Genomic DNA, 24,421 nt, shown 5'->3' with positions numbered 1-24,421 from the left:
GCTGCTGTATCCGCCCGGGGTGGAATGACATCCCCATAGGGAAGCATACCCCCCACCAAATGGTGCCCACGATCACCAGGTTTGCGCTTCGCGCCGAACGGCCTTCGAAGATCGTTCATCACCGCTGAAACGTCCGTCCATGCCGAAGGGCGCTGTAGATCGCGTAGAACCCGATGATCACCGCGACGATGTAGCCCAGTGTGGCGAGGAGCGAGACGAATTCGGGAATCGGGAGGTCGGCAACCCGGAGTATCAGCGAAGAGCCCACGACGACCGCGGCGACCACCAGCGCGACGATGATCTTGTCGCTCGTCCGGTCGACGACGTTGACGATCTCGGCAAGGTCGTGGTTCTCGAGTTCGATCGTGACGGTCCCCTCCGAGAGAGTATTTAAGGCCTTGTTCACGTTCCCCGGGATGGCAAGCAGGCTCTCCGCGGCGCCCATGAAGGACCTGACCGCACCCGTCAGATTGTCGGGTGATAGCCGCTGCTGGGTTGCGATCTCGATCAGGTAGGGGCGGATCCTCTGGTCAAAGTTGAACGTAGGGTCGAGCCGGGTGCCGATGTCCATCACCATGATGATCACCTTCGTCATCAGCATCAGGCTGGACGGCACACGGATGTGATACCTGCGCAGCGTGTCGGTCAGGCCGCGGAGCGTGACCGCGAAGTTCACCCGTTCGAGTTTCATCTCCCGGTAGTCAAGCAGAACGATGTAGAGATCGTCTTTTACCGAATCGAGATCCGCCGGGCGGATGTGCACGTCGAGTTTCTCGAGCGCCGCGATCACCCCGGCCACGTCCGTACGGGTCATGGCGAGGAGAAGTTCGACGAAGACGCGCCTTCGTTCCGGGCGGAGGACCCCGACTAGGCCATAATCGAGGAAGGCGATCTCACCCTGATCCGTCACCAGGAGGTTGCCCGGATGGGGGTCGCCGTGAAAGAAGCCGTCGACGAAGATCTGGTGAACGTAGGCGGAAAAGCCAATATCGGCAATCTCTTCCGGGAAGAGGCCGAGAGCCTTGATGGCCGCCACGTCGTCGATACGCACCCCCTCAATGTAGTCCATGGCAAGCAGGCGGCGGCCGGAGATCTTCCAGTGGATGCAGGGGATCTTCACACACGCAACGTCGCTTAAGTTCCGCTTGAGGCGTTCTGCGTTCATTCCATCCTGGGTGAAATCGAGTTCACGCCGGATCTGCGTCGAGAACTCCTCGACCATCCCCCGCAGGTTGTATACCCGCAGGTCGGGGAAGATTGACTCTGCCCGCGTCATAAGCGACTGCAGGATGACCAGATCGGTCTCGATCAGGTCGACGATTCCCGGGCGTTGCACCTTGAGCGCGACGACCTGCCCGTCCCTCGTCACCGCACGATGCACCTGCGAGAGAGAGGCCGCCGCGACCGGCTCCTCCTCGATGATATCAAAGCACTCCTCGAGGTTCGGGCAATATTCCTGGATCACAGGCCGGATCTCCGTAAATGGAAGCGGGGCAACCCGGTCCTGGAGTTTCTGCAGTTCCTCGATGAGCGCGGGCGGCAGGAGTTCCCGGCGGGTGCTCATGATCTGGCCGAACTTAATGTAGGTCGGCCCCAGTTCTTCGATGGCAAGCCGGATACGTACGTATATCGATCGCTCCTCTTCCGGAGTTTTACGGAACGCACGCAACCTCTCGCTCCCGGGAATGACCTCCTCGACGAGAATCCCAAAACCGTACTTGATCAGTACGTCCGCTATCTGCCGATAACGCTGGAGCCGGGTGACCATCGGGGATGAATCCGCTCTTCCGGTACTTAAGGGTCTGGGGCCGGGTCATCCCCGGGAGGGGAGCCGGCGCCGGGCGAGAGATTTCCAGGGGTAGGGGACGGAAAGGAAGAGCGGAACAGATAGGACGATCGCGAGCGGGATTGTCATGAGTCCGATCGAGAGCGTGGTCATATCGGCGATCCAGCCGGTGACCGAGACACCCATCCCGCCCACGCCGACCGCAAGCCCGAGCATCAGGCCGGAGACGAGCCCGACATTGCCCGGGGCGATCTCGTGGGCCATGGCGACGGTGACGGCGAAGGTCGACCAGAGAATGAACCCAAAGACCATCAGGGCGACGAGCGAGAGAATACCGCCACTGGTGAGGAATACGACGAACGGCGGGATAGCGGTAACAAGCCCGACGATCGTGAACTCTTTTCGGCCGTAGCGGTCCGAGAGCGTGCCGCCGACGACCTGTCCCACGACCCCGGCGATGAGCATCGCCGAGACCAGGAGATTTGCGGTCACGAGGTCGAACCCCCGCATGGTGAGGATGGTGGGAAGGAATGCGACCGAGCCGAAGATTGCCCACGCCCGGAGGCCCGAGGCTGTGACCAGGAGAGCAATCGCCCGGTACGAGGGCTTTGCGGCGGGGACGGACTTCGCCGGAACGGCGTCGCGGTCGGGGGCGGGGAGGATACGTCTGAGTCCCGCCGCAATCGCGATGCCGGGAACGGCGAGGATGACGAGGCCCGGAAGGCCCATCAGCCCGACGACGATTCCGGCGCAGATAGGGCCGATCGCGTAGCCCAGGTTGCCGCCGATGACGAAGTAGGAGGTGATCCGGCCCCGGCTCGCATCCCGGGTGAGGCGGCTGACGGTGCCGAGCGCACTCGGGTGGAAGAAAGCGTGCCCGAGCGCCGCGACGGCGACGGACGCGAGGACGAGGTAGTAGTTATTCAACAGACCTACGATGGATATGAAGATCGCGCTTATCGCCACGCTTGTCCCGACGTGGACGGCAAACCCCCGGGTATCGAAGATCCAGCCGACGAGCGGCTGCACGAACGACGATGTGAGGTTATAGATCGTGACGATCAGCCCGGCGAGGAAGAACGAGTAACCCTGATCCACGATGAGGAGCGGGAGAATTGCAGGAAGGACAGGTGAATAGAGGTCGGTTACCAGGTGGGCTGCGGAGAGTCCCCAGACCGGCTTGGTATCAGCAGTCACGGTTGTCAGATCCTGCTTAAGTGTATGACCTCCACCGTGATATCTACTCGGTCTTTACGGTGGTGCGCAAACGTCCGCCGCATGGGAAATTCGCACCGGATCACCTCCTCGATCGTCGCCTGGCCTTCGGTGTAGGCGGCAACGAACGGGGTCGAGCCCGCATTGAAGATGCCGTAGACCTCTCCCGCGAGTTCAAGCGCCCGATCGATGAACGGCCGGTCGGCATGCGCCTTCTGCGCCCCGAACGGCGGGTTCATCACGACGGTGTCGCAGGCAAGGCCAGCCCAGTCGACGTCCGGGCTCCGAATATCGGCGACTAAAAACTCGATGGAGAGATCGAACGCCTCCGCGTTCCTCCGGGCAACCTCGATTGCGCCCGCGTCAACATCGATCCCGGTCACGGCGGAGGCGCCGAGGAGGGCGGCTCCACAGGCGAGGATCCCGGTCCCGCATCCAAGGTCGCAGACCCGTCGCCCCTCGATCGCCCCCTGCATCGCAGCGTGGTGGAGGAGGCGGGCCGCTACCGATGCAGGGGTCTGGTACTGCTCGAGACGGGCCGTCGGCCGCTCAAAACCCTCCAGGCGCTCAAGCCGCATCTCAAGGTGCCGCAGGTTCATGGTGCGAGGTATTCATCGATTGTATAATCATCCCAGGCACGGGCACCGCAGAGGATCTCGAACTCCGGCGGCGTCAGCACGGGGACCGGGAACCGGATCTGGTCATCGTAGGCGAGCCGCGGGCAGGCGGTGTTCACATACGCCGCAAACCCCAGATCGAGCATCTCGGCGGGCGAGACCTCCCGCATCGCGACGAGCACGGCCTTATCAGAGAGGGCGACGAGCCGCCGGGCAAGATCCATCCGCCGCTGCCCGCTCTTGGTGCTGACGATGACACCGAAACTTGAGGCATCCCGGGCCTTCTCCATCACCGCAGCGCGGCGGCGGATCAGGCGGTCGGCGTCCACCTCCTGCACCTCCCCTGTGAAGGGGTCGAGCGCGACCACCCTTGAGCGGGTCGCAAGATGGATCCCGATCGGGTGAAAGACCCCGGTCCCGACGAAGAGGATCTCGTCGGCCCCCGTCGCCCGTGCGGCGGCGAAGTTGCAGCCGAGCACCTGTCCGGGGATCGGCGTGCGCTGATCCCCGGGGGCGACGATCGCCTCGATGCCGTGTTCGCGAAGGAACGCCACCATCGCACCGATCAGGTGAAGATGCTGGATGGTCGTGACAAGACCGATGCGGCGGGAGTGTAAGTCAGGAAGGGCTCTCTCGAGCACCGCGACGTCAAAATCGAACCGGACCGGCTCGTAGATGACGTTGGAACGCTCCTCAACCGGTGCGTGGCCGAAGTGAACCAGGACGTCGGCATACTGGAGTGCATCGAGCGCAAGGTCGCAGCCCCCATAGCAGGGATCGCCGCTGACGATCACGTCGAATCCTTCGCGGCGAAGAGCGGCGGCCGTCCCCGGGGCCTGCCGGGCGAGCCCGGCAGGGAACTGGAGGGCGACGGAACGTGCCCCCCGTCGCCGGAGCTTCGCGACAAGATCAGAAATAGGTATCAACAACACGCACCCGGTCCTCGGAGACCTCGACCTTTACCAGGGTCTTGACAGATAGGCAGAGATCCGCATCGCCCCGACCGACGACCACGCAGATGTCGGCAATCTCGGCGCCCGTGCTCTCGATCGCACTGATGAGGCACTGGAGCGTCCCTCCGGTGCTGCAGACGTCATCGATTATAACGACCCGGTCGCCTGCATTGACGCCGTTTAAGTAGAGTTCCCCCTTCGAGTAGCCTGTTGTCTGGTGCACCGCGACCTCCCCGGGGAGATAGTAGGGGCGTTTCCGGACGACTACGAGCGGGATGTCGGTCATCATCGAGAGGGCGACACCGATGTGGATGCCCATCGCCTCGCAGACGACAATTTTATCGACGCCCTCAAGGTTGAGGCAACGGACCATGGCACACCCGATCTCGCGGAGGATGGCTGGCTCAAGGAGCGGCACCCCATCGGTGATCGGGTGGATGAAGTAGTTGTACTCTCCCCGCTTCATGACCGGAGAGGCTTCCAATGATTGAATCAAGCGCTCAAGCATAGATTTCACCCATTTCCTTCAAGAATGCCTCGATCACATCGCGGGTGACGTGGGGCATGCAGACGATGCGCATATGCCCGGCCCGGGTCCGCGATACCCGCCAGCCGGGGGGAGCGCGGTCGCAGGAGAACGTCGCCACGTTGACGTCCGGGCTCACGGCTCTCTGGCAACCGATCGTCTCCATCCCCTCGATCAACCGCCGGGTATTTTCCATGCACCCGGCGACCACCGCCCGCATGCCATCCATCCCGAGGTACTCGAGGACTGCGACGGCCGCCGCGACCGAGGCGCCGGGCCGGGTGCCGGTGAGGGTACACTCCCGCTTCACGGTCAGGTATGGTGTCTCGACGTTGAGGGACGCAAAACACGACGGGTCACGGACGAGGAGGCAGCCTGCCGGGATGGTGCCCATCCCCATCTTATGGGGGTCGACGGAGATTGAGGCGACACCGGGGAGTTCGAAGTCGAACGGAACCGGGTGATCGAGGAACGGGACGACCAGCCCCCCGAACGCGGCGTCGATATGAAGGAAGACGTCTCGGTCAAGGGCAATATCGGATAAGGCGGCGATCGGATCGATCATGCCGTACTCCGTCGTCCCGACGATACCAACGAGAGCGACCGTGTTTTTGTCAACAAGATCCCCCGCTGCCTCTGCATCCACCCGGAAGTTGGCGTCAAGCGGCGCCACCCGCATCTCAAGCCCCAGGATATCGCAGGCTTTCTGGAATGAGAAGTGGCCCGAAGCCGGGACCACAATGTTCGGCGAACTGACCGGTTTTAGTTTCTTTGCGATCCGAAGGGCCTGGATATTGGACTCCGTCCCGCCGCTTGTTGCGTATCCTCCGGCCTCGGGATGATGCATCAGGGTGCCGAGCCTCTCAACAAGAAGTTCCTCGAGCGCGACCGTCCCGGGGAAGAGCCCGGGGTCGCCGAGGTTGGTCTCAAGAAAGAGCGCATGCGCCCGCGCCGCGATCGGGTGGGGCGGCGTGCACATCGAACTCAAGATTTTATGGTAACCGAGATCCTCCCGCCGCTTTGACGAAAGGAAGGAGAAGAGGTCTTCCTCAGGACAGCCATGTTCACGCATTTCTTCTCGCCGCATCAAGAAGGATCTGCCGTTCTTTTCGCGCCACGGCCTCACGGATGCGCGGGACAGCGTCGATATTTGCGGAGACGCTGGTGATCCCGTGCTCGACGAGCCAGGCCACCATCTTCGGATCGGAGCCGGCCTGACCGCAGATGGAACATTCGACACCGTTTGCGCGGCAGGCTTTGATGGCGTAGTCGATCAGTTTGAGCACGGCAGGGTGCTCGGGTTCGTACATATTGGCAACGTTCTCGTTGTTCCGGTCGATGGCGAGCGTGTACTGGACAAGATCGTTCGTTCCGAACGAGGCGAACCGGATGCCGGCCTTGATGAAGTCATCGATGAGGATGGCGCTGCTGGGGATCTCGACCATCACACCGAGGGTCACCTTCTCGACGTCGACGCCCCATTCCTCCATCATGGCCCGGGCCTGGATGAACTCTTTTGGATGGTTGACGAGCGGGAACATCACGCCGAGGTTGCTGTAGCCAGCAGCCCAGAGCCTCCTGAAGGCCTCCACCTGCATCCTGAACTGGTCGGGGCTCTTTAAGTCCCGGCGGATGCCACGCCAGCCGAGCATCGGATTGTGCTCGATCGGTTCGCTCTCGCCGCCTTCCATGTTCCGGAATTCGTCAGTCGGAGCATCCAGCGTCCGGACCCAGACGGGTTTTCCCGGGAAAGCGTCGAGCACAATCTTGATGCCGCGGTAGAGTTCGGCAATAAACTCCTCCTCTTTGCCGTGCGCGATATACCAGCCGGGGGTCTTGCCGAGGCCGAGGATGAGGTGCTCGATCCGCAGAAGACCGACGCCGTCGGCACCGGTGGCAGCGGCGCGCTGTGCGGCCTCCGGCAGGGAGACGTTCACCTTGACGAGTGTACCGGTGATGACCGGGGCCGCCGCTGCCGCTGCTGCAACAGGTGCCGGAGCGGCGACCGCCGGGGTCTCGAGCGTCCCGTCGTAGATGATACCCTTCTCCCCGTCGACGGTGATTATCTGTCCATCTTTCAAGACTTTCGTTGCTTTCTTGCTCCCGACGACCGCAGGTGTACCAAGTTCACGGCTCACGATCGCCGCGTGGCAGGTCATGCCCCCTTCGTCGGTGACGATGGCGCTGACCCGCCGCATCGCCGGCACCATATCGGGGTTGGTCATCCGGGTGACCAGGATATCGCCGTCCTTGACCGCGCTCGTATCTTTGACGTCGCGCACGATCACGACGCGGCCGGTCGCAATACCTGGAGAGGCACCCTGACCCTCGAGCAAGATCACACCCTGTGCGCCCATCGGCTTGGCCTGTCCTCCACGAGGAATCTCCGGCCGCTTGATCGTCGTGATGGGTCGTGACTGGAGGATGAAGATTTCGTTCCCGACGATCGCCCACTCGATATCCTGCGGGACGCCGTAGTGGTCCTCGGCGATCTTGCCGAGCGTTGCAAGACGCGCCACTTCCTCATCAGAGAGAACCGGGGCGACCCGCTGCTCGCCGGAGAGATTGACAACCTTTGTCCCGTGCTCGCCCTCGGGGACGATCATGATCTCCTTCTCGGCGATCAGGCGGTCAACCACCCGACCGGATCTCAGGTCATAGACGTAGTTGTCGGGAGAGACGCTGCCGGAGACGATGGCTTCACCGAGACCCCAGGATCCTTCCACGATCGTCAGGGGCTCGCCGGTGACCGGGTGGGATGTGAACATGACACCGGACTTCTCCGACCGGATGAGTTCCTGAACGACGACGGCGATATTCACACTCCGGTCGTCGAACCCCTGCTTTGCCCGGTAGTAGATGGCCCGCGCGCCATAGAGTGATGCCCAGCACCGCTGGATGGCGTCAAGGAGGTCAGCTTCCCCGAGGATATTGAGAAAAGTCTCCTGCTGGCCGGCAAAACTGGCTTCAGGCAGGTCTTCAGCGGTAGCGCTTGAACGGACGGCGACGACCGTTCCATTCGCCCCCATCCGGTTGTACGCATCGGTGATCTCCTCGCGGATATGATCGGGGATCTCGACGCTCATGACGAGATCCTGCACATCCCTTGAGACGGATTCGAGCGCTCCGTTGTCATCGACATCGAGGTGCTCCAGTCTGCGAAAGAGTGTCTCTTCGATCCCGGTCTCAACAAGAAATCTGCGGAACGCCTGAGCAGTAACCACAAACGCCTTCGGCACGGGGAGGCCGATCGAGGTCATTTCACCAAGAGAAGCCCCCTTTCCACCTACAGATGGAATATCTTCTTTTTTTATTTCTTCGAGCCACAGAACGTTGGGCATTTCCTTCATGCTCGCACCACACATATACTTCTCACCATTACTAATAAGATTTGGGAGGAAAAAGCATCAATACACATGATGTCGAATCAGATATGGGTTGAACTGTGAAATATAGAGTGCTGGTCAGCGACCCGCTGGCAGAGGAAGGAATTGACATCCTGAAGGAGTTCTGTGATGTGGATGTCAAGACCGGGCTGACCGAAGATCAGCTCGTTGCTATTATCGGAGATTACGATGCCCTGCTGGTGCGCTCGGGGACCGAGGTCACGGCACGTGTCATCGATGCAGGGACAAAACTCAAGTTTATCGGCCGTGCCGGAGCAGGAGTCGACAATATCGATACCGAAGCGGCAACACGCAGGGGGATCATTGTTGCAAACGCTCCTGAAGGAAACACCCTCGCAGCCACTGAGCATACGATGGCAATGATGCTCTCGCTCGCGCGCAATATCCCCCAGGCGACAGCATCCTTGAAGAAGGGAGAATGGAAGCGCTCGAAGTTCATGGGAGTCGAGTTGAACGACAAGGTCCTCGGGATCATTGGATTTGGGCGTATCGGACGCGAGGTTGCAAAGCGTGCACAGGCAATGGAGATGAAGTGCATCGCCTACGATCCTTTCATCACCAAAGAGCGGGCGGCAAGCCTCGGCGTGGAGATGGTGCCAATCGAGGAGCTCTTCCGGAGAGCGGACGTCATCACGGTCCACACGCCGCTGATCAAGGAGACGCGCCATCTCATCAACGCCAAGTCGATCGCCACGATGAAGGATGGCGTTCGGTTGATTAACTGCGCCCGTGGCGGGATCATCGACGAGGCAGCCCTCGTCGACGCGATCAAGAGCGGCAAGGTTGCCGGTGCGGCGCTCGATGTCTTTGAGAACGAGCCGCCGACGGACTCTCCGCTCCTCGAACTCGATAAGGTGATCGTCACCCCGCACCTTGGGGCGAGCACGGTCGAAGCGCAAAAGAACGTTGCGATATCGGTCGCAAACCAGTGCATCAGCGTGCTTTCGGGCGGTGCGGCGAAGTATGTGGTGAACGCGCCGACGATCCCCGCAGAGCAGCAGGCGGTGATCGAGCCCTACGCGGCCCTTGCGCAGAAGATGGGCAGCCTCCTCATCCAGCTCATCGAAGGAAGGCTTGAGTCGATCAAGATCACCTACGGCGGCGAGGCAGCGACTCTGCCGAACACGAAGTTCATCACCCGCGTCATCCTGAAGGGTATGCTCGACCCAATCCTCCAGGCTCCGGTCAACTTTGTGAACGCGGAGTTTGTCGCAAAAGAGCGCGGAATCCGGCTGAGCGAGACCACCACCGAAGAAGCGTACGGCTTCAAGAACATCATCAGCATCACCGCAAAGACCGATAAGATGACCGAGTCGGTGAGCGGCAGCGTCTCGGCCCCGGACCACGCGCGCATCGTGAGCATCGGCGGCTACCTGACCGACCTGACCCCGACGGGCCACGTGGTCATCTCCCGCCACATCGACAAGCCCGGTATCATCGGCAAGGCCGCGACGATCCTCGGTCAGGCGAACGTGAACATCGCCGGGATGCAGGTCGGGCGCCACAAGCCCGGCGAAGAGGCGCTGATGGTCCTCACCGTCGACTCCGCGGTGCCGGCCGAAGCGATGGAAGAGATCAAGAAGATCGACGGGATTCATACGGCAAAGCACGCCGAGATCTGATTGGTCCGGCCATCATCCCCCTTTTTGCCCCGCGTGCCGCTCCCCGATAGGATGGAGCGGGTAAGGGGGCGATTGTGGGGAATAGGAATCATTTTATACCTGTAACACCAACATTAGTGATCGTCGGGTAGACACGGGCTCGTGGTCTAGCTGGTTATGACGTCGCCTTGACATGGCGGAGGTCCTGAGTTCGAATCTCAGCGAGCCCATCACCGTTTTTGAAACGATTGATTCTATGTTGTTCCTTTCCCCGGAGATGCATCCCTGAAATGGACCGATAAATCCGGTATTTTCATGCCTCTCACCGCATGGACGATCGTGCCTTCCCCGGAGCATGATCCGCAACCCCCCGCTTTCCACCGGATTTTTTGCCGGTTGTTCACGCGCAGTTTTTCCCACAGTTTTTACTCACTCCGTGCCATGCTCCAGCCCGGAGCCGGATGACAAGGCGTGCAGTCACCCGACGGTCATGCCACCACCGTCACGATAACTATCGCCCATTACTGGCGTCGAGATCGGATCCCTGTTTCACACAAATATTTATCACCAGTGTCGTCTCCCACCGCGGCACGGTTCCCCGCCCGACGGACGGGGGAATGCCGGGAGGGGAAGAAGAGGTGACCACCACGCAAGTGCTTGAACCCGGGCAAAAGACAGCCGATTCCCGGGCGGCCGAGACCGAACAGAGGATGACCGACGACGAGCGATTCTCGATGATCATCAGCATCATGGGCGCCACCGGCGGCATCATCAAAGTCCGTGATGAGCGCATCCCGGAAGACGTGGCCATGAGCGCCGGTTACACGCCCGGCGTGCCGCGGCTCGGCGTCCCGGCGTTGCGATCGAGCGATGCCAGCATGGGCATCACCAACCCCGGGTACCGCCCCGACGATACGGGCGCAACCGCGCTGCCGGCTTCCATCGTCGTCGGGTCGAGTTTCAACCCGGACCTCGCCCGCGACGGCGGCGTGCTGCTCGGCCGCGAGGCCCGGATCCGGGGGTTCAACATCATGCTGGCCGGCGGGATCAACCTCGCCCGCGACCCGCGCAACGGCCGCAACTTCGAGTACTACTCCGAGGACCCGCTCCTCACCGCCGTCCTCGGCGCCGGGGCGGTAAGCGGCATCCAGAGCCAGGGTGTCATCTCGACGCTCAAGCACTATTCGCTCAACTGCAACGAGACCAACCGGCACTGGCTGGACGCGATCATCGACCCGGCGGCGCACCGCGAGTCCGACCTGCTCGCATTCCAGATCGCGATCGAGCGTTCGGAGCCCGGCGCGATCATGAGCGGCTACAACAAGATCAACGGCGAGTATGCTGGCGGGAACCATTATCTCTTAAACGAGGTGCTCAAGGGCGCCTGGGGATATAAGGGCTGGGTGATGTCCGACTGGGGCGCGACGCCCTCCTGGGAGTTCGCTCTCGCCGGGCTCGACCAGGAATCCGGCGTGCAGGCAGACGCAGTCTTCTGGAAGACGGAGCCCTTCACGGACCCGCTCCGGAAGGCCTACGCCGAAGGCAGGTTCCCGAAGGAGCGTCTCTCCGATATGGTGCGCCGCATCCTGCGCTCGCTCTACGCGGTCGGGGCCGACTCGTGGGGGCCGGCGCCCGAGGTCAACATGGAAGCGCACAACGAGATCGCCCTCGAGACCGCCCGGCAGGGTATCGTGCTATTGAAGAACGACGGCATCCTGCCGCTCGCGACCGAAAGACCGCTCAAGATCGCAGTGATCGGCGGCTACGCGCAGCTCGGTGTCCCGAGCGGCACCGGATCGGGTGCGGTGCTCCCGGGGGGTGGGTATGCAGGTATCGTCAAGATCGGCGGCCCGGGGCCCCTGGGGCGCGCACGGAACCTCTACCTTCTCCCGTCGTCACCTCTTGAGGAGCTGAAGAGACTCCTGCCCTCAGCGGAGATCGAGTTTGACCCCGGACAGACGCCGGCGGAGGCGGTTCTGCTCGCACGACGCTCGGACGTCGCCATCGTCTTCGGGATCCGCGTCGAGGGCGAAGGCTTCGACATCGCCGATCTCTCGCTGCCCTGGGGCCAGGACGCCGCCATCGAGGCCGTGGCGTCTGCCAATCCGAACACCGTCGTGGTGCTGGAGACCGGCAACCCGGTCGCGATGCCGTGGCTGGATAAGGTGAAGGCGGTCGTCCAGGCGTGGTATCCAGGACAGGCCGGCGGACAGGCGATCGCCGAGGTGCTCACCGGGACGGTAAACCCCTCCGGCCGTCTGCCGATTACCTTCCCGGCCGACCTCGCCCAGACTCCGAGGCCGGACCTCCCCGGCCTCGGCACGCCGTGGGGCACACCGACCACCATCCATTACGACGAAGGCGCGGAGGTCGGTTACCGCTGGTTCGCAAAGACGGGTGATACACCGCTCTTCCCCTTCGGCCACGGGTTGAGTTACACGACGTTTGCCTACAGCGATCTTGCGGTCGGCGGCGGCGAGACGATCACGGCGAGGTTCACCGTGACGAACACCGGCGAACGCGAGGGTGCGGACGTACCACAGGTGTATCTGACGGAGGCGGCGGGTGAGAGGCGGATGCGGCTTCTCGGATTCCAGCGCGTCCTGCTCGGGCCGGGTGAGAGACGGCAGGTGACGATCGAGGCCGACCCCCGCCTGCTTGCACGATTCGACGAAGAAGCCGGCAGGTGGCGCATTGCAGAAGGAACATACCGGGTGGCGATCGGGAAATCAGCCACGGATCTGGTATTGACAGGCGAGACCTGGTTATCCGCGAGGCTGTTTGGGAGTTGACCGATCCCGGCGAGAGAGGATGATATGGTACAAAAGGCTGTAACACCGGAAAAAATCGGCAGAAGAAACCCCCTCGCTCACCGTCACCAACACGAGGACCCGGCGCGGGACCGAGGTCGTGCAACTCTACGCCGCCGACACCGCCACCGGCGTGACCCCCCGCACAGCAGCTCGTCGGGTTCGCCCGGCTCGACCTAGAGCCCGGTCCGGTGGAGGTGAGCGCGGGCAGCAGTTCGAGCGATATCCGGTCCAGCGCCGGGTTCACCATCACCGGAGAAACTCACTCCATCCGCGGGGAGGTCCGCGCGCTCCTCTCCGCCGCGACGGTCAGCCCGCCGGGGTGACCGGAAGCCGGGCTCATGGATGGGAGGGTGGATCGAGAACCCCCTATCGGCCTACATCTACTTCTGCAGTCTCTCCAGGAGCTCGTCGAGCCGCAAGAAAGAGTCCTTCAAACCCTCCTCCATGCCGGACTGCACCATCCCATCGCGATCCTCCACCGAGAGGAAGACCGACCTGCCGGTGAACCTCGTCCGGTTGCCGGGCAGCTCCTCGAACCTCCCCTCCTCGAGGACGACATGACCGGACTCCGGGAGCCCCTCGTACTCGAACGTCTGGATGATCCGCTCGGGCGGCGTCACATCGTGGAACACCCCGTGGAACCCGTACTCGCTCCCGTCCTTATCCTTCTGAACGTACCGCCAGTTCCCACCGCTCCGGGCCTCAAACGCCTCTATCTTCGTGGTGTAGCCCCGCGGACCGATCCACTGCTCATAGAGTTTCGGGTCGGTGTGGGCCAAAAAGACAAGGTCTCGCGGAGCATCGAACTCACGGACGATGATCAGTTCCTGCTTTCCGGGCTCTGCAGTGATCCGGGTGGGATTCCTCTCCTTCAACGCCTGCTCGCCGCTTCTTCGCGATTGCTCTGCCATGCTATCCATCTCCTTTCGTCCCCCAACCGACTTCATCCATATTATAGGTTATCGGCCGCGCTACAAGACCCACCGGGCAACCTCCATTGAGGTGCCGTGCCGTCCGAAACTCGGCGTCACCCCGGACCGGGGCCTCGATCCCCGACTCGACAGTATCGTAGTTCACCGCGGCAGATCGATCTCAAAATCTCCCCGCTCGGCCAGGTGGGAAGACGATCTATTACCGGGCTCCCGTGAACCCCGTGACTCTCCTATCAGATACCCCGCGTACGGGACCCTCGATGCCCCCCGCACCACCCCGTAACTCACCGCTGCCGCCGCGAGGAAGAGCACCGGGTAGGTGAGCCAGTCCGCCCATGACAGCCCCGTAAGGGAGAACAAGATGCTCGCACCGGCGGCGATGACGAGTGGATGGACGAGGTAGATGCCGTAGGAATAGTCCCCAAACGACCGGGCGGCAGCGCTCACCCGGCCGATTGCCCCCTCCAGTCGCCAGGCCGCGAGGACGAGCACGGCGATGACCGGGATATAGTAGAAGGGCTCGAGGAGGCGGTAGATGCAGAAGACCGCAAGCGTTGTGCTGGTTAGGCTCCCCAACAGGAGGGCGCTTGCTACCCACATGCCGCCAAGAACTAGAGCCCCTCCGCCAGCTGCAGCAAGAACCCCTATCGTCGGCAGCGACCGGAGTGTCGACCGGAACTGACCCGTATGCCGGGCGACGTGGATCCCGAGGACGAAGTAGAAGAGGTGCGAGGGGAAGAGTCGGATCAGGACCGTATACCACTCCGGACCGGCCAGCCCCCCCACCAGATGGGCCCCTGCATTCCAGAGAGGCTGGACGATGAGGAGCAAGAGGAGGAGGCAGAGCCCGGTTCCAGCCCGGTCGAACCGGTCATAGCCCAGGGCAATCAGCGGATAAAGAAGGTAGAGCTGGATGATCAGCACAAAGAACCAGAGGTGATAGGCCGCGGTCCCGAGCAGAAGGGCCTCAACCACCCTCCCGGGTGTAGGCACTCCGGCAAACCCGATCGTGCCGTCCACCCTCACCATGAGGTAGAGAGCCGTAAAGAAAAGATATGGGAGGAGAATCGTCCGGGCCCGGCGCCGGTAGAACGTCATGACCGGATATTCACGCGCGTATCGCGCCGCAAGCACCCACCCGGATATGAAGACGAAGACCGGCACCGCAAAGTGAGCGGCGATGTAGATAAAGAGGTTAAGGAGAGCAAGCAGGTTCACGGTGGGGATCTGGGTATAGTTCATCGATATGTGGACGGCGATCACGGCGAGGGCAGCAAACCCGCGCATATACTCGATCTCCCGGAACCAGACCACCGAAGTCACACCTCCGCCCGCGGGCGAGCAGTACAGGGTTGAAGGCCGCGGTATATGAATCCCTGGATCGGGCCGGTCAGGCATTAATAATACCTTACGACACCACCAATCTATCGGGAGTTGCACCATCATGCAGTACTCAGAAGGACAGGTCGGCAGAGTATTCACCGTCCGGATCGACGACGGCGAGGATTTCATCAGGGAGATCGAGCGGTTCGTCGCGGCGATGAATATCCAGAACGGCATGATCCACTTCCTCGGCGCCGTACGGAACGCAAAGATTGTGACGGGGCCAAAAGAACCGGTCCTCCCTCCCTCACCACGAGGAGAGGAGATCTTCGGCGGCTGGGAACTCCTAGGGGTCGCCACCATCTACCCGGGAGAGGATGGACCGTCGATTCACATGCACGCGGCGGCGGGGAAAGGGATACGTTCGCTCGCCGGATGCCTCCGGGAGAAAGCGGAGGTCTACATCGTCGTCGAGGCGGTCGTCATGGAGTTCCTCGGCATCTCCGGTCGGCGGCTCGCAGACGAGGCGACCGGCGTCAACCTGCCGGTCTTTGACCGGGTACTCCCATGACCGATCAACCCGAATTCCTCCCCATGACGGTTGCGGAGGCGGAGCGCCTCGGGATAGACCGGTTCGATATTATCCTCATCTCTGGAGACGCCTACGTCGATCACCCATCCTTCGGGACGGCGTTGCTCGGGCGGGTGCTCGTCGATGCAGGATACTCCGTCGGCGTCATCGCCCAGCCGGACTGGCGAAGCGATGCCGATTTCCTGCGCCTCGGCGAGCCACGGCTCTTCTTCTCGGTCTCGGCCGGAAACGTCGATTCGATGGTGAACGCCTTCACGCCGAACTTAAAACGCCGGAGTTCGGATGTCTACTCCCCCGGAGGGAGGCTTCTGCGGCCCGATCGGGCGACCCTCGTCTACACCGACCGGATCCACGCCCTCTTCCCGGAGACGCCGATCGTCATCGGCGGGATCGAGGCGAGTCTCCGTCGGTTCGCCCACTACGACTACTGGTCCGATTCGGTCAGGCAGTCCATCCTCGCCGACGCCCCTGCCGACCTCCTCGTCTTCGGGATGGGCGAGCGCCAGGTGGTCACGATTGCAGAGAGGCTCGCCGCCGGGGAGACGATTCACTCCCTCACCGATATCCCCGGCACCGCCTACCGGGTTGACCTGAAAACCTGGCGGGGCATGGACCATACAGGCTACGTCGTCCTTCCCGATTTCCGGGAGGTGAAGGAGGATCGGTACGCCTATGCACGGGCGTTCGCCCTGCACTATAACGAGCAGGATCCCTTCCGCGGCAGGCCTGTGGCCCAGCCGCACCCAAAGACCGTCGTCGTCCAGAATCTTCCGGCAAAGCCCCTATCCGGCCCTGAACTCGACCGGATCTACGAGTACCCCTACACCCGGAGGGCTCACCCCTCCTACACCGAGCCCATCCCCGCCCTTGAGCCCGTCAGGTTCTCGATTGTCAGTCACCGGGGATGCTTTGGCGCCTGCTCCTTCTGCGCCCTCACCCATCACCAGGGCCGGATCATCCAGAGCCGGAGCGTGGACTCGATCGTCCGCGAGGTGGAGCGGATCGCAAAGATGCCGGAGTTCACCGGCATCATCCAGGACGTCGGCGGGCCTACGGCCAATATGTACGGGATCCACTGCGGCCGGTGGGAGTCCGCCGGGACCTGCCCGGATCGCCGTTGCATCGACTGTACCGTGCTCGACCGCAGCCACGAAGAGCAACTCCGCCTGCTCCGGCGGCTCCGGGAGATACCGGGGGTGAAGCAGGTCTTCATCGCCTCCGGTATCCGTTACGACCTTATCGGGCCGGAGGATGAAGAGTATCTCGCAGAGGTCTGCAAGCACCACGTCTCCGGGCATCTCAAGGTCGCCCCAGAACATATCTCGGACCGGGTCTGTGCCTGCATGGGGAAACCCTCCCGCGAAGTCTTCGATGCTTTCAGGAAGCGGTTCGAGGCCCTCCAGGAGGGGAAGAAGAAGCGGCAGTACCTCGTTCCCTACTTCATGTCCGGGCACCCGGGGTGCCGGATCGAAGATATGGTCGAACTTGCCGAGTACGTCCGGGATACGGGCCTCTACACCGAGCAGGTCCAGGACTTCACGCCAACGCCGATGAGCATCTCGACGACGATCTACCACACCGGGCTAAACCCCTTCACCCTCGAGGAGGTCCATGTCCCGAAAGGCCGGGAGAAGAGAATCCAGAGGGCGCTCATGCACTATCGGGACCCGAAGAACTACGGGCTCGTCTGCGAAGGGCTCCAGGCGGCCGGGAGAGAGGACCTCATCGGGAACGCGTGGCAGTGCCTCGTCCCGGCGCGGGGCAGGAGCCCCTCTGGAGGACCGCGCAAGCGGCAAACCCGGCGACCGCCGCGATGAACCGGTTCGGAATCCGGGGAAGCACGAGTGTCGTCACGGCAACCGAGGCCGCGAGGTTGGCCGCCGTCCCGGGGGTGACGACGGCGTCGAGCATCCTCATCGTAGAGGACCGCCATTCCCCTCCCGGGGGCGAGGCCGGGAGCGCAAACCTCGCCGCCAGATCACCCGCCGTGCTCATCGTCGTAGATCGCCACACACCAACCTCAGATACACTCCGTCTACAGACCATGACCGGGTGAGTAACTCGATCGGTACTTATTTTCTGCGGCCGGCAAACCGCTCCCGGATCCGACGCATCCTGTTCTGGTGACAGAACGGACAGAGGGCCTCGAAGTTCCCCGGCGTGAGGGCGCCGCCGCAGATCACGGGTTCGCGGAAGTCGAAGTGCGTCGACCCGGCCACCAGCGGGGCGTTGCACCCGGCGCACCGGTGGCACTGCCGCTCGAGAACAGCCTGCATGGTCTCGTCTGTTATGTACGCTCCCCCGGCAAACACCTCTTTCGAAGGCGCCGTTATCTGTACTCCGCGCTCGCTAACCACACGGGGAGATACCAGTCTGGAAAGATATACCTTACGGCAGGCGGCAGGGGGCGGAACGGACAGCCGGTTCCCGGCTGGTCTCGGGAGGGGAGAGAGGAGAGGCGCTCTACCGTCCTGCCGCCGGTCCGTCCGGCACAACCGCGAGAACTGGGAGAATTCTCTGTAAGATAACCGAAAACCTATTGTTCGACGGCAAAAAACGCATCTCCATGCAGTATACTATAGCGGGAGACAACCTGCAGATGGTGACCATCCACCTCGCTCCTGGCGAGAGCGTCTGCGCCGAGGCCGGCGCCATGGTCAACATGAGCGGGAACATGCAGATGACCACCAACATGAAGGGTGGACTCTTTAAGGGGCTCAAACGGATGATGACCGGCGAGGGGCTCTTCATGACCGAGTTCACTCCAACGGGCGGGGAGGGGTTCGTCTCGTTCGCCGGGAATGTGCCGGGCAAGATATTCGACCTCGATCTTTCCGGCGGTGAGTTCATCGCCCAGAAAGATGCATACCTCTGCTCGGAACAGGGCGTCGACCTCGATATCGCTTTCACCAAACGCCTCAGATCCGGGGCTTTCGGCGGTGAGGGGTTCATCCTCCAGCGGCTCTCCGGCTCCGGGAAGGTCTTCCTCCACTGCTGCGGCGACATCATGGAGATGACGCTTGCACCTGGCGAGGTCGTCCGGGTCGAGACCGGGCTCGTCGTCGGGTTCGAGAGCACCGTCGACTACAGCATCCAGCTCGCCGGCGGCGTAAAGACCGTCCTCTTCGGCGGTGAAGGACTCTTCCTGACGACGCTGACGGGGCCGGGTAAAGTCGTCCTGCAATCGATGGATATCGCAAAACTCGCAAGTTCATTGATTCCTTACCTCCCCATCCAGAGCAACACGTCGGGACGGTAACCTGATAGTCCACAAGATCCAATTTTACGGCATGAATCCCTCAATGGCAGACCTCGTCATGGTGGTGCACGGCCCCGAAGCCTTCGATGCCGGAGACGTCGAACGGCTGAACGGGCTCCTCTCCCCCCGGCAGGTCCTCGTCGCAGGGATTATGGCCCGGACCGCTGCCGAGGAGTCGGGGCTTCCGGCCACCTGTACGGACGAGCGCCCGAGCGTGGTCCTCGGCGCACTCTCCGGGCCCGCGTGCATGGTCAACCGGGGAAAGACCCCGGAGTCCGGGCGGATATTCGGCGAACTCGTCGCCGGACGTCTTGCGGGGCTCATCCACGTGGAGTGCTCAGACAGCACAGTCTACTGCTGGGACAACGCCGATGAGAGGCTCGCGGCCGCAATCGCGGAGCGGACGGGCTACGCCCTCGTCCACGCAACGAGCACCCGGACCCGGCGGGAGGGCGTGCGGGAGATCCGCGGGTGTATACCTGGAGAGGCGGTCTTTGTAAACGGGATCGTCATCGGGACCGCAACGGAAGAGACCGTCGTCCTTGCAAGCGAAGACGGCACCATATGGGTCGTCTCCGGCCTCGACCCAAAGCCTCACGGGTTTGAGAAACTCCTCCGGGCGGGTCTACCGGACCTTCAGACCGCCTGGTGCAAGAGCGGGCCGGTGCGAAGGAGGGCGCCCGGTCCGGGCGAACGCGCTCCCCGCTCCGGCCGAGTCGTGGTCATCGACCACTGCGGCCATACCCTCTACCGCGAGCTTGAGGGAGAGGTCTGCGGAGTCCTCTCCATCGGCGACGATACCACGGCAGTCTGCGGCCACATCTGCTCACACGCGGGCATCCCCATCTTCGGGGTGGTCGACGGGGACGCCGACGCCATCATCGAGCCCGGGTATGCCCAGGGATCGGTGGTGGTCGAGGTCGTCTCTGGCCGCGATGACGATATCGGCCGGGAGATTGCGGCTGCCCGCAGCCTCCAGGCAACCTGCTGGGAGGATTGGGTCGAAGAGACGCTCCGCGCTCTCGCCGGGAGGGTGCGGGTCGTTCTGGACCTCCGGGAGGAATAGAGATGCAGTGCGCCGAGTGCAAGGGGAGAGGGTTCTGCGGGCTTGAGCGCTGCCCGATCATGAGCAGGTTCTACGCCAGGCTCTCGGTTAAGCAGAGCGACCACTACGAGGGGGCGGCGCCGTCGGTCTTTGTGGGGAGTTACGGCTACCCGAAGGTCGCAGGGGGGCCGCTGATGATCGACGACGCCGACCACCCGCCGGAATGGGTGGCGAAGGGCCTCGGGATCGAGGATATCGTGGTGCTCCGGGCCCGCACGATCCGCGGCGCGGATGAGTCGATGAGGATTGCAGAGAACCTGAAGGAGATTGCGCTTTCAAGCAAACCCCTCGACGTGGAGGTCCGGTTCACAAAACCCGTCTCCTTCGACCTCCGGTTCGACGGGACGATCGCACCCGTCGGGCTGACCGGCGCCATCCAGAAGATGGACATCCTCGGGAATGCCCGGGTCGATCGGGCTGTCGATCGGGTGACGTCCGATACCGATCTCGGTGCGACAGATGCCTGTGAGATCCTCCACACCTCTGGGACCGACGTCTACCGGATCACCCAGCTCCTCACCGCCGGCCTCCTCGGGAGTGAGAAGAAGCGACGCGTCGTTCCTACCCGCTGGGCGATCACGGCGGTCGACGACACGGTCTCAAAGCAGCTCAAGAAGAAGATCGCCCGTTACCCACCGCTTGGCGGGATAGAGGTCTTCTCCGCCTCACTTTACGGGAATCATATCGTCTGCATCCTCGTCCCCGGAGACTGGAAGTACGAGATGATCGAGGTCTGGGGTAAACAGTCGCTCTGGGGCGGCGGGAGCGAGACGATTGCCCGGGACGGCGAAGATCTCACCAAGTCAGACTACTCCCCGCTCGCAGGGGCCTACTACTCGGCACGCCTCGCGGTCACGGAGTATCTGGAGAGCGTGCAGCGCTCGGCACGGGTGCTTGTGCTCAGAAACGTCACGAGCGAGTACTGGGCGCCGCTCGGCACCTGGGTCGTCCGGGAAGCGACGCGGAACGCCATGCGGGGCCAAAAGACACCGTGTGAGAGTCTTTCGGAGGCAATCGACCTTGCCTCGCGGATCATCGGCTTCTCCCACTGGCGGTCCCACAGCAGACTTATCCCGGAGATTATGACGCAGAAGACGCTCTTTGATTTCTAGAGCGACCCCTGCCCATTCTTCTGCTGCCGATAGCGCTCGGCGAGAGATTCAAGGCTCTCAGCCTCCTCGACGCTCTTGTCCACGCGGACCTGGACAAACCGCGGGAACCGGAGCGCGTAGCCGCTTGCATAGTTCGGGCTCGTCTGAATCTCGGCGTAGCCCACCTCAAAGACCACCTCGGGCTCAAGCGTCACCTCTTTTCCCGAGTGGGCGATGACCTTGTCCTTTAAGAGGGCATAGAGGTCCGCAAGCACCTCATCGGTGATCCCGGTCGCCACCTTCCCCACCGGGAGGAGCCGGCCCTGATCCTGAACCGCGAGGAGGAACGAGCCGAACATCCCCGCCCGGCGGCCTTCGCCCCACTCGGCCCCGACGACCACGAGGTCGAGGGTCTCGACACCGGGCTTCACCTTCACCCAGAGGCGGCCGCGGACGCCCGGGGTGTAGGGCGAGTCCGGGACCTTCACCATCACACCCTCGTGCCCGAGATCGAGCGCCTCGGTGTAGACCGCCTCCGCCGCAGCGGGATCGCTCACCCGGAACTGCGGGGCAACGTATGATCCGGCGAGCACCGCCTCAAGGAGCTTCCGCCGCTCGGCGAAGGGGCGATCCATCAGGGTCTCGCCGTCCAGGTAGAGGATATCAAAGACTCGCGGGACGAGCTCGATCTTCTCCATCATCGAGTTCACCTCGTGCTTACGGCGGAACCGCCTGATGACGTACTGGAACGGCATGGGCCTGCCGTCCCGGACGGCGACCACCTCCCCGTCGAGGATGACGTCATGGTCGGTTGCCTCCGAGAGGATCTTTACGATATCCGGGAGGCTGCCCGTGACATCCTCAAGTTTCCGTGAGTAAATCCGGGAGAGATTGCCGACCTTATGGAACTGGAACCGGCTCCCGTCGTACTTGTACTCGACCGCAACCTCGCCGTGATCGGCAATCTGAGCGGCGATCGTCCCGGCCTGGGCAAGCATCATCTTCACCGGGTGGAAGGGCTCGATCGTGACGCGGGAGAGCGCCTCCGGGTCCCGCCGGGCAAGGAGGGCGACCGCACCGAGGTCGTTCATCGCCTGGTGGGCATGCTCGACCAGGCGGACGTCGACATTGAATGCCCGGGCGACGGCGTCGCGGACGTTCCCCTCGCCCATGCCGATCCGGAGCTCTTCGAGCATCAGCCGCGCGAGATAACGTCCCTCGAGCGGTCGGACGTTCCCAAAGAGGCCCTGCACGATGCGGAGTTTCTCCCGCTGCGACCGCTGCCCCTCTGCGGCGGCCATCCGCTCGAAAGCGTGATAGACCTCGGAGAGGTCCAGTTCCTGGATGAAAAACGATGTCTGCTCCTTCTTTTCCAGGAGTTGCTCGACCGCGAGACCGACATCCCCGACCGCGTTGATCGCCTCCCTGACCACGCCCCTCTTCGTCCCGACGACGTAGGCCACGGCGTCGTAGAGGAGGTTTGGACCCACGCCGAGGTTTTTGGTGCTCCAGTCGGGAAAGACCCTGCCCATGATGAAGCGGACGAAGATCGGAAGTTCCTCGTCGTCGAGACGGGGCAGGACGGCGGAGACCTGCTCGATCATCTCCAGGCGCCCGGAGATACCCTCAAGGTGCTCGCAGATTTGAGCGAACTCCAGAAACTGCATACCCATATCGTCTGAAATATTTCCCGGCGGGGTGAATCAATGCTTCTGTCTTTTGGCGTGCCGCGAGGGGACGGAGGAGAGCGGATCTCTTACACCGTACTTGGCTGCATCCCGGACGAACCCGGAGAGGAACATATAGTAAACGATATCTTTCGCTAAACATTCCTAAAATACATGGAAGGCATATGGCGGTCCAAGGTGCCCGGGAATAGAAGACTCGAGCAACTTCAGGCAACTATGAATAGTTATATCGAAAAAAACATAGCCCGGGTTGAGGCAAATCTCCCAGTCTTCTTCGGGCATGTTACCGCCACGCTTGATAAAACCTTTCCTAACCTGGACGATAGGGCCTACGATGATTTCATCGATGCGATCACCGGTACGGTCATTAACGCTACGCGCGAAGCCCCAACAGCCGAATACTTCGAGAAGATTCTGCGGCACGCCATGAGGGGGAAGCGGCGAAAGAGAGAGCGCACAACCCTCGATGTGATCGTGGCCCTCAGGCTGCTCGACGCAGGCAACTATCACCTGGCGACCGACTATCTGATGCGTCATAGAAATTATGACGGACGGATCAACGCCGCAATTGCCTATTGTTACCATATCCAATCCCGGGCAGTCAACGGGGAGCAGGGTGCCCAATCCAGTGATATGGAGATCCGTGCCCGTGAAGAGATGCTGTATCTCGCCCGGTCTCGACCCCCGCTCAACCGTCTGGGGGTGTTTGACCGCAAAGGAACCCGGCTGAACCAGATCTTCTGGTCGATGTTCGATCTGGCACTCACCTGGTTCCCAAGTGAATCGGGGCTTTACCGCATCGGGATCCTGCAGACAAAGCATGAGAACGACCTTGAGCACCGCCAGCGACTCCTCGGCCATGCCATAAAGCAGTTCCCGGACAACAAATTCTTCCTCGCAGAGGCGTTCGATACCTGCATAGAACTGCGCAAAGGAAGCGAGGCTGCCGCGATCGTCAAACAGATGCTGCAACAGTATCCCAACGATCACGACACTCTCTATTCTGGTTTGAAACTTGCGATCCTCGGGGCGCAACCAGAACCTTACGCGAACTTTCGGAAACTGGCGATTATAAAGGGATTTCCAAAATGCCCGCTCCTGCTGCTGGATACCGTGCTCGAGATCATGTGCAACCATAAGGCCGCGAGTTATCTCTGTTTTGAGGAGGCAAAGAAGATCGCATCCGCGCGAGACTACTACATTACAGCGCTGGACTACATTCTCCGCGATTATATAGATGGGGGCGAAGGCCGGGAAATTCGGGCGAAATCGGCCTTCATCACCAGTGTCGACCGGTATTGTATGCGTGTCTTAAAGATCGGCGAAGACCGACTGTGAACTCCTCATTGGAGCAGCCAGGCCGCACCCCTCCTCCCTGTTCAAGACTGCATGTGCCTATCTAGAGGCAAAAAAATCATTAATGAGGTAAATTTACAGCAATCCGATCGAAATCAATCAAAAAAAGATTATCAGCAATATATGTAGAAAGTAAAGAACGATGGATTTATAATAA

At 62.0% G+C, this 24,421-nt stretch carries 22 protein-coding genes and 1 tRNA gene; 11 read left to right on the top strand and 12 right to left on the bottom strand.

Translation table 11 applies throughout. The features are described from left to right. Window positions 1-118: 118 nt before the first annotated feature. The 7 genes from MCUTH_RS05815 to ppsA are packed head-to-tail and all read right to left on the bottom strand — an operon-like array spanning window position 119 to window position 8,447. Window positions 119-1,768, bottom strand: coding sequence for an ABC1 kinase family protein (locus tag MCUTH_RS05815; protein ID WP_066956822.1), 1,650 nt, complete (start codon window positions 1,766-1,768; stop codon window positions 119-121). 45 nt (window positions 1,769-1,813) lie between these two features. Next, window positions 1,814-2,983, bottom strand: coding sequence for an MFS transporter (locus MCUTH_RS05810; RefSeq protein ID WP_066956819.1), 1,170 nt, complete (start codon window positions 2,981-2,983; stop codon window positions 1,814-1,816). Window positions 2,984-2,988: 5 nt separating this feature from the next. Continuing rightward, window positions 2,989-3,600: an METTL5 family protein gene (locus MCUTH_RS05805; RefSeq protein ID WP_066956816.1), complete on the bottom strand. Its 612-nt coding sequence runs from the start codon at window positions 3,598-3,600 to the stop codon at window positions 2,989-2,991. After that, entirely contained in the window at window positions 3,597-4,544 is a 948-nt protein-coding gene (gene dph2 / locus MCUTH_RS05800; RefSeq protein WP_083524786.1) for a diphthamide biosynthesis enzyme Dph2, read from the bottom strand. Before dph2 ends, MCUTH_RS05805 begins: the two co-directional genes overlap by 4 nt. Beyond that, window positions 4,528-5,079, bottom strand: coding sequence for a hypoxanthine/guanine phosphoribosyltransferase (gene hpt, locus MCUTH_RS05795; protein WP_066957020.1), 552 nt, complete (start codon window positions 5,077-5,079; stop codon window positions 4,528-4,530). Before hpt ends, dph2 begins: the two co-directional genes overlap by 17 nt. After that, window positions 5,072-6,169 carry a tyrosine decarboxylase MfnA gene (gene mfnA, locus MCUTH_RS05790; protein WP_066956811.1) on the bottom strand — a complete coding sequence of 366 codons (1,098 nt, stop codon included), beginning with the start codon at window positions 6,167-6,169 and terminating at the stop codon, window positions 5,072-5,074. Before mfnA ends, hpt begins: the two co-directional genes overlap by 8 nt. After that, window positions 6,162-8,447, bottom strand: coding sequence for a phosphoenolpyruvate synthase (gene ppsA, locus MCUTH_RS05785; protein ID WP_066956807.1), 2,286 nt, complete (start codon window positions 8,445-8,447; stop codon window positions 6,162-6,164). Before ppsA ends, mfnA begins: the two co-directional genes overlap by 8 nt. Before the next feature lie 95 nt (window positions 8,448-8,542). Between ppsA and serA the strand changes: the two genes are divergently transcribed. The 4 genes from serA (at window position 8,543) to MCUTH_RS12055 (ending at window position 13,241) form a co-directional block, all read left to right on the top strand. Continuing rightward, window positions 8,543-10,126 carry a phosphoglycerate dehydrogenase gene (serA, locus tag MCUTH_RS05780; protein ID WP_066956805.1) on the top strand — a complete coding sequence of 528 codons (1,584 nt, stop codon included), beginning with the start codon at window positions 8,543-8,545 and terminating at the stop codon, window positions 10,124-10,126. A 135-nt stretch (window positions 10,127-10,261) separates the two neighbouring features. Further along, window positions 10,262-10,335 (top strand) — tRNA-Val (locus tag MCUTH_RS05775). Between the two features lie 408 nt (window positions 10,336-10,743). Next, window positions 10,744-12,897: a beta-glucosidase gene (locus MCUTH_RS05770; protein ID WP_201784941.1), complete on the top strand. Its 2,154-nt coding sequence runs from the start codon at window positions 10,744-10,746 to the stop codon at window positions 12,895-12,897. A 215-nt stretch (window positions 12,898-13,112) separates the two neighbouring features. Next, on the top strand, window positions 13,113-13,241 hold the full coding sequence (locus MCUTH_RS12055) for a hypothetical protein (RefSeq protein WP_263478091.1): 129 nt from the start codon (window positions 13,113-13,115) through the stop codon (window positions 13,239-13,241). Window positions 13,242-13,298: 57 nt separating this feature from the next. On the opposite strand, the gene MCUTH_RS05765 is transcribed toward MCUTH_RS12055, so the two are convergent. The 3 genes from MCUTH_RS05765 to MCUTH_RS05760 are packed head-to-tail and all read right to left on the bottom strand — an operon-like array spanning window position 13,299 to window position 15,173. Then, window positions 13,299-13,829 (bottom strand): SRPBCC family protein, encoded by a 531-nt coding sequence (locus tag MCUTH_RS05765; RefSeq protein ID WP_066956801.1) that lies wholly within the window; start codon window positions 13,827-13,829, stop codon window positions 13,299-13,301. Window position 13,830: 1 nt separating this feature from the next. Beyond that, on the bottom strand, window positions 13,831-13,995 hold the full coding sequence (locus MCUTH_RS11720; RefSeq protein WP_161937576.1) for a hypothetical protein: 165 nt from the start codon (window positions 13,993-13,995) through the stop codon (window positions 13,831-13,833). Further along, a complete protein-coding gene (locus tag MCUTH_RS05760; RefSeq protein ID WP_224732735.1) occupies window positions 13,992-15,173 on the bottom strand; it encodes an acyltransferase in 1,182 nt (393 codons plus the stop codon). The genes MCUTH_RS11720 and MCUTH_RS05760 overlap by 4 nt, the downstream gene beginning before the upstream one ends. Before the next feature lie 121 nt (window positions 15,174-15,294). Here MCUTH_RS05760 and MCUTH_RS05755 point away from each other — a divergent pair, with 121 nt between their 5' ends. Genes MCUTH_RS05755 through MCUTH_RS05745 form a run of 3 tightly spaced genes read left to right on the top strand, consistent with a single transcriptional unit; the run spans window position 15,295 to window position 17,821 of the window. Beyond that, on the top strand, window positions 15,295-15,744 hold the full coding sequence (locus MCUTH_RS05755) for a PPC domain-containing DNA-binding protein (protein WP_066956798.1): 450 nt from the start codon (window positions 15,295-15,297) through the stop codon (window positions 15,742-15,744). Beyond that, a complete protein-coding gene (locus MCUTH_RS05750; protein ID WP_066956793.1) occupies window positions 15,741-17,582 on the top strand; it encodes a YgiQ family radical SAM protein in 1,842 nt (613 codons plus the stop codon). The genes MCUTH_RS05755 and MCUTH_RS05750 overlap by 4 nt, the downstream gene beginning before the upstream one ends. Then, the gene (locus MCUTH_RS05745) at window positions 17,579-17,821 is read left to right on the top strand and encodes a hypothetical protein (protein ID WP_066956790.1); all 243 of its coding nucleotides are present in this window, start codon (window positions 17,579-17,581) and stop codon (window positions 17,819-17,821) included. Before MCUTH_RS05750 ends, MCUTH_RS05745 begins: the two co-directional genes overlap by 4 nt. 16 nt (window positions 17,822-17,837) lie before the next feature. Here the strand turns inward: MCUTH_RS05745 and MCUTH_RS05740 are convergent, their stop codons facing one another. Continuing rightward, a complete protein-coding gene (locus tag MCUTH_RS05740; protein ID WP_066956787.1) occupies window positions 17,838-18,122 on the bottom strand; it encodes an HNH endonuclease in 285 nt (94 codons plus the stop codon). A 209-nt stretch (window positions 18,123-18,331) separates the two neighbouring features. Between MCUTH_RS05740 and MCUTH_RS05735 the strand changes: the two genes are divergently transcribed. Genes MCUTH_RS05735 through MCUTH_RS05725 form a run of 3 tightly spaced genes read left to right on the top strand, consistent with a single transcriptional unit; the run spans window position 18,332 to window position 21,241 of the window. Next, window positions 18,332-19,024 carry a TIGR00266 family protein gene (locus MCUTH_RS05735; RefSeq protein WP_066957015.1) on the top strand — a complete coding sequence of 231 codons (693 nt, stop codon included), beginning with the start codon at window positions 18,332-18,334 and terminating at the stop codon, window positions 19,022-19,024. 31 nt (window positions 19,025-19,055) lie between these two features. Further along, window positions 19,056-20,090, top strand: a complete 1,035-nt coding sequence (locus MCUTH_RS05730; RefSeq protein WP_066956785.1) for a DUF2117 domain-containing protein — start codon at window positions 19,056-19,058, stop codon at window positions 20,088-20,090. Window positions 20,091-20,092: 2 nt separating this feature from the next. Next, complete coding sequence (locus MCUTH_RS05725; protein ID WP_066956782.1) at window positions 20,093-21,241, top strand: Nre family DNA repair protein; 1,149 nt, start codon at window positions 20,093-20,095, stop codon at window positions 21,239-21,241. On the opposite strand, the gene MCUTH_RS05720 is transcribed toward MCUTH_RS05725, so the two are convergent. Continuing rightward, window positions 21,238-22,887 carry an ATP-dependent DNA ligase gene (locus MCUTH_RS05720; RefSeq protein WP_066957012.1) on the bottom strand — a complete coding sequence of 550 codons (1,650 nt, stop codon included), beginning with the start codon at window positions 22,885-22,887 and terminating at the stop codon, window positions 21,238-21,240. The genes MCUTH_RS05725 and MCUTH_RS05720 overlap by 4 nt on opposite strands. 174 nt (window positions 22,888-23,061) lie before the next feature. On the opposite strand from MCUTH_RS05720, the gene MCUTH_RS05715 reads away from it, so the two are divergent. Beyond that, window positions 23,062-24,246, top strand: a complete 1,185-nt coding sequence (locus MCUTH_RS05715) for a hypothetical protein (protein ID WP_066956779.1) — start codon at window positions 23,062-23,064, stop codon at window positions 24,244-24,246. Window positions 24,247-24,421: the final 175 nt, after the last annotated feature.

Source organism: Methanoculleus thermophilus (genome assembly GCF_001571405.1).
In the GTDB taxonomy this organism is placed as follows: Archaea; Halobacteriota; Methanomicrobia; order Methanomicrobiales; family Methanoculleaceae; genus Methanoculleus; species Methanoculleus thermophilus.
This window is presented reverse-complemented; position numbering and strand designations above follow the sequence as displayed.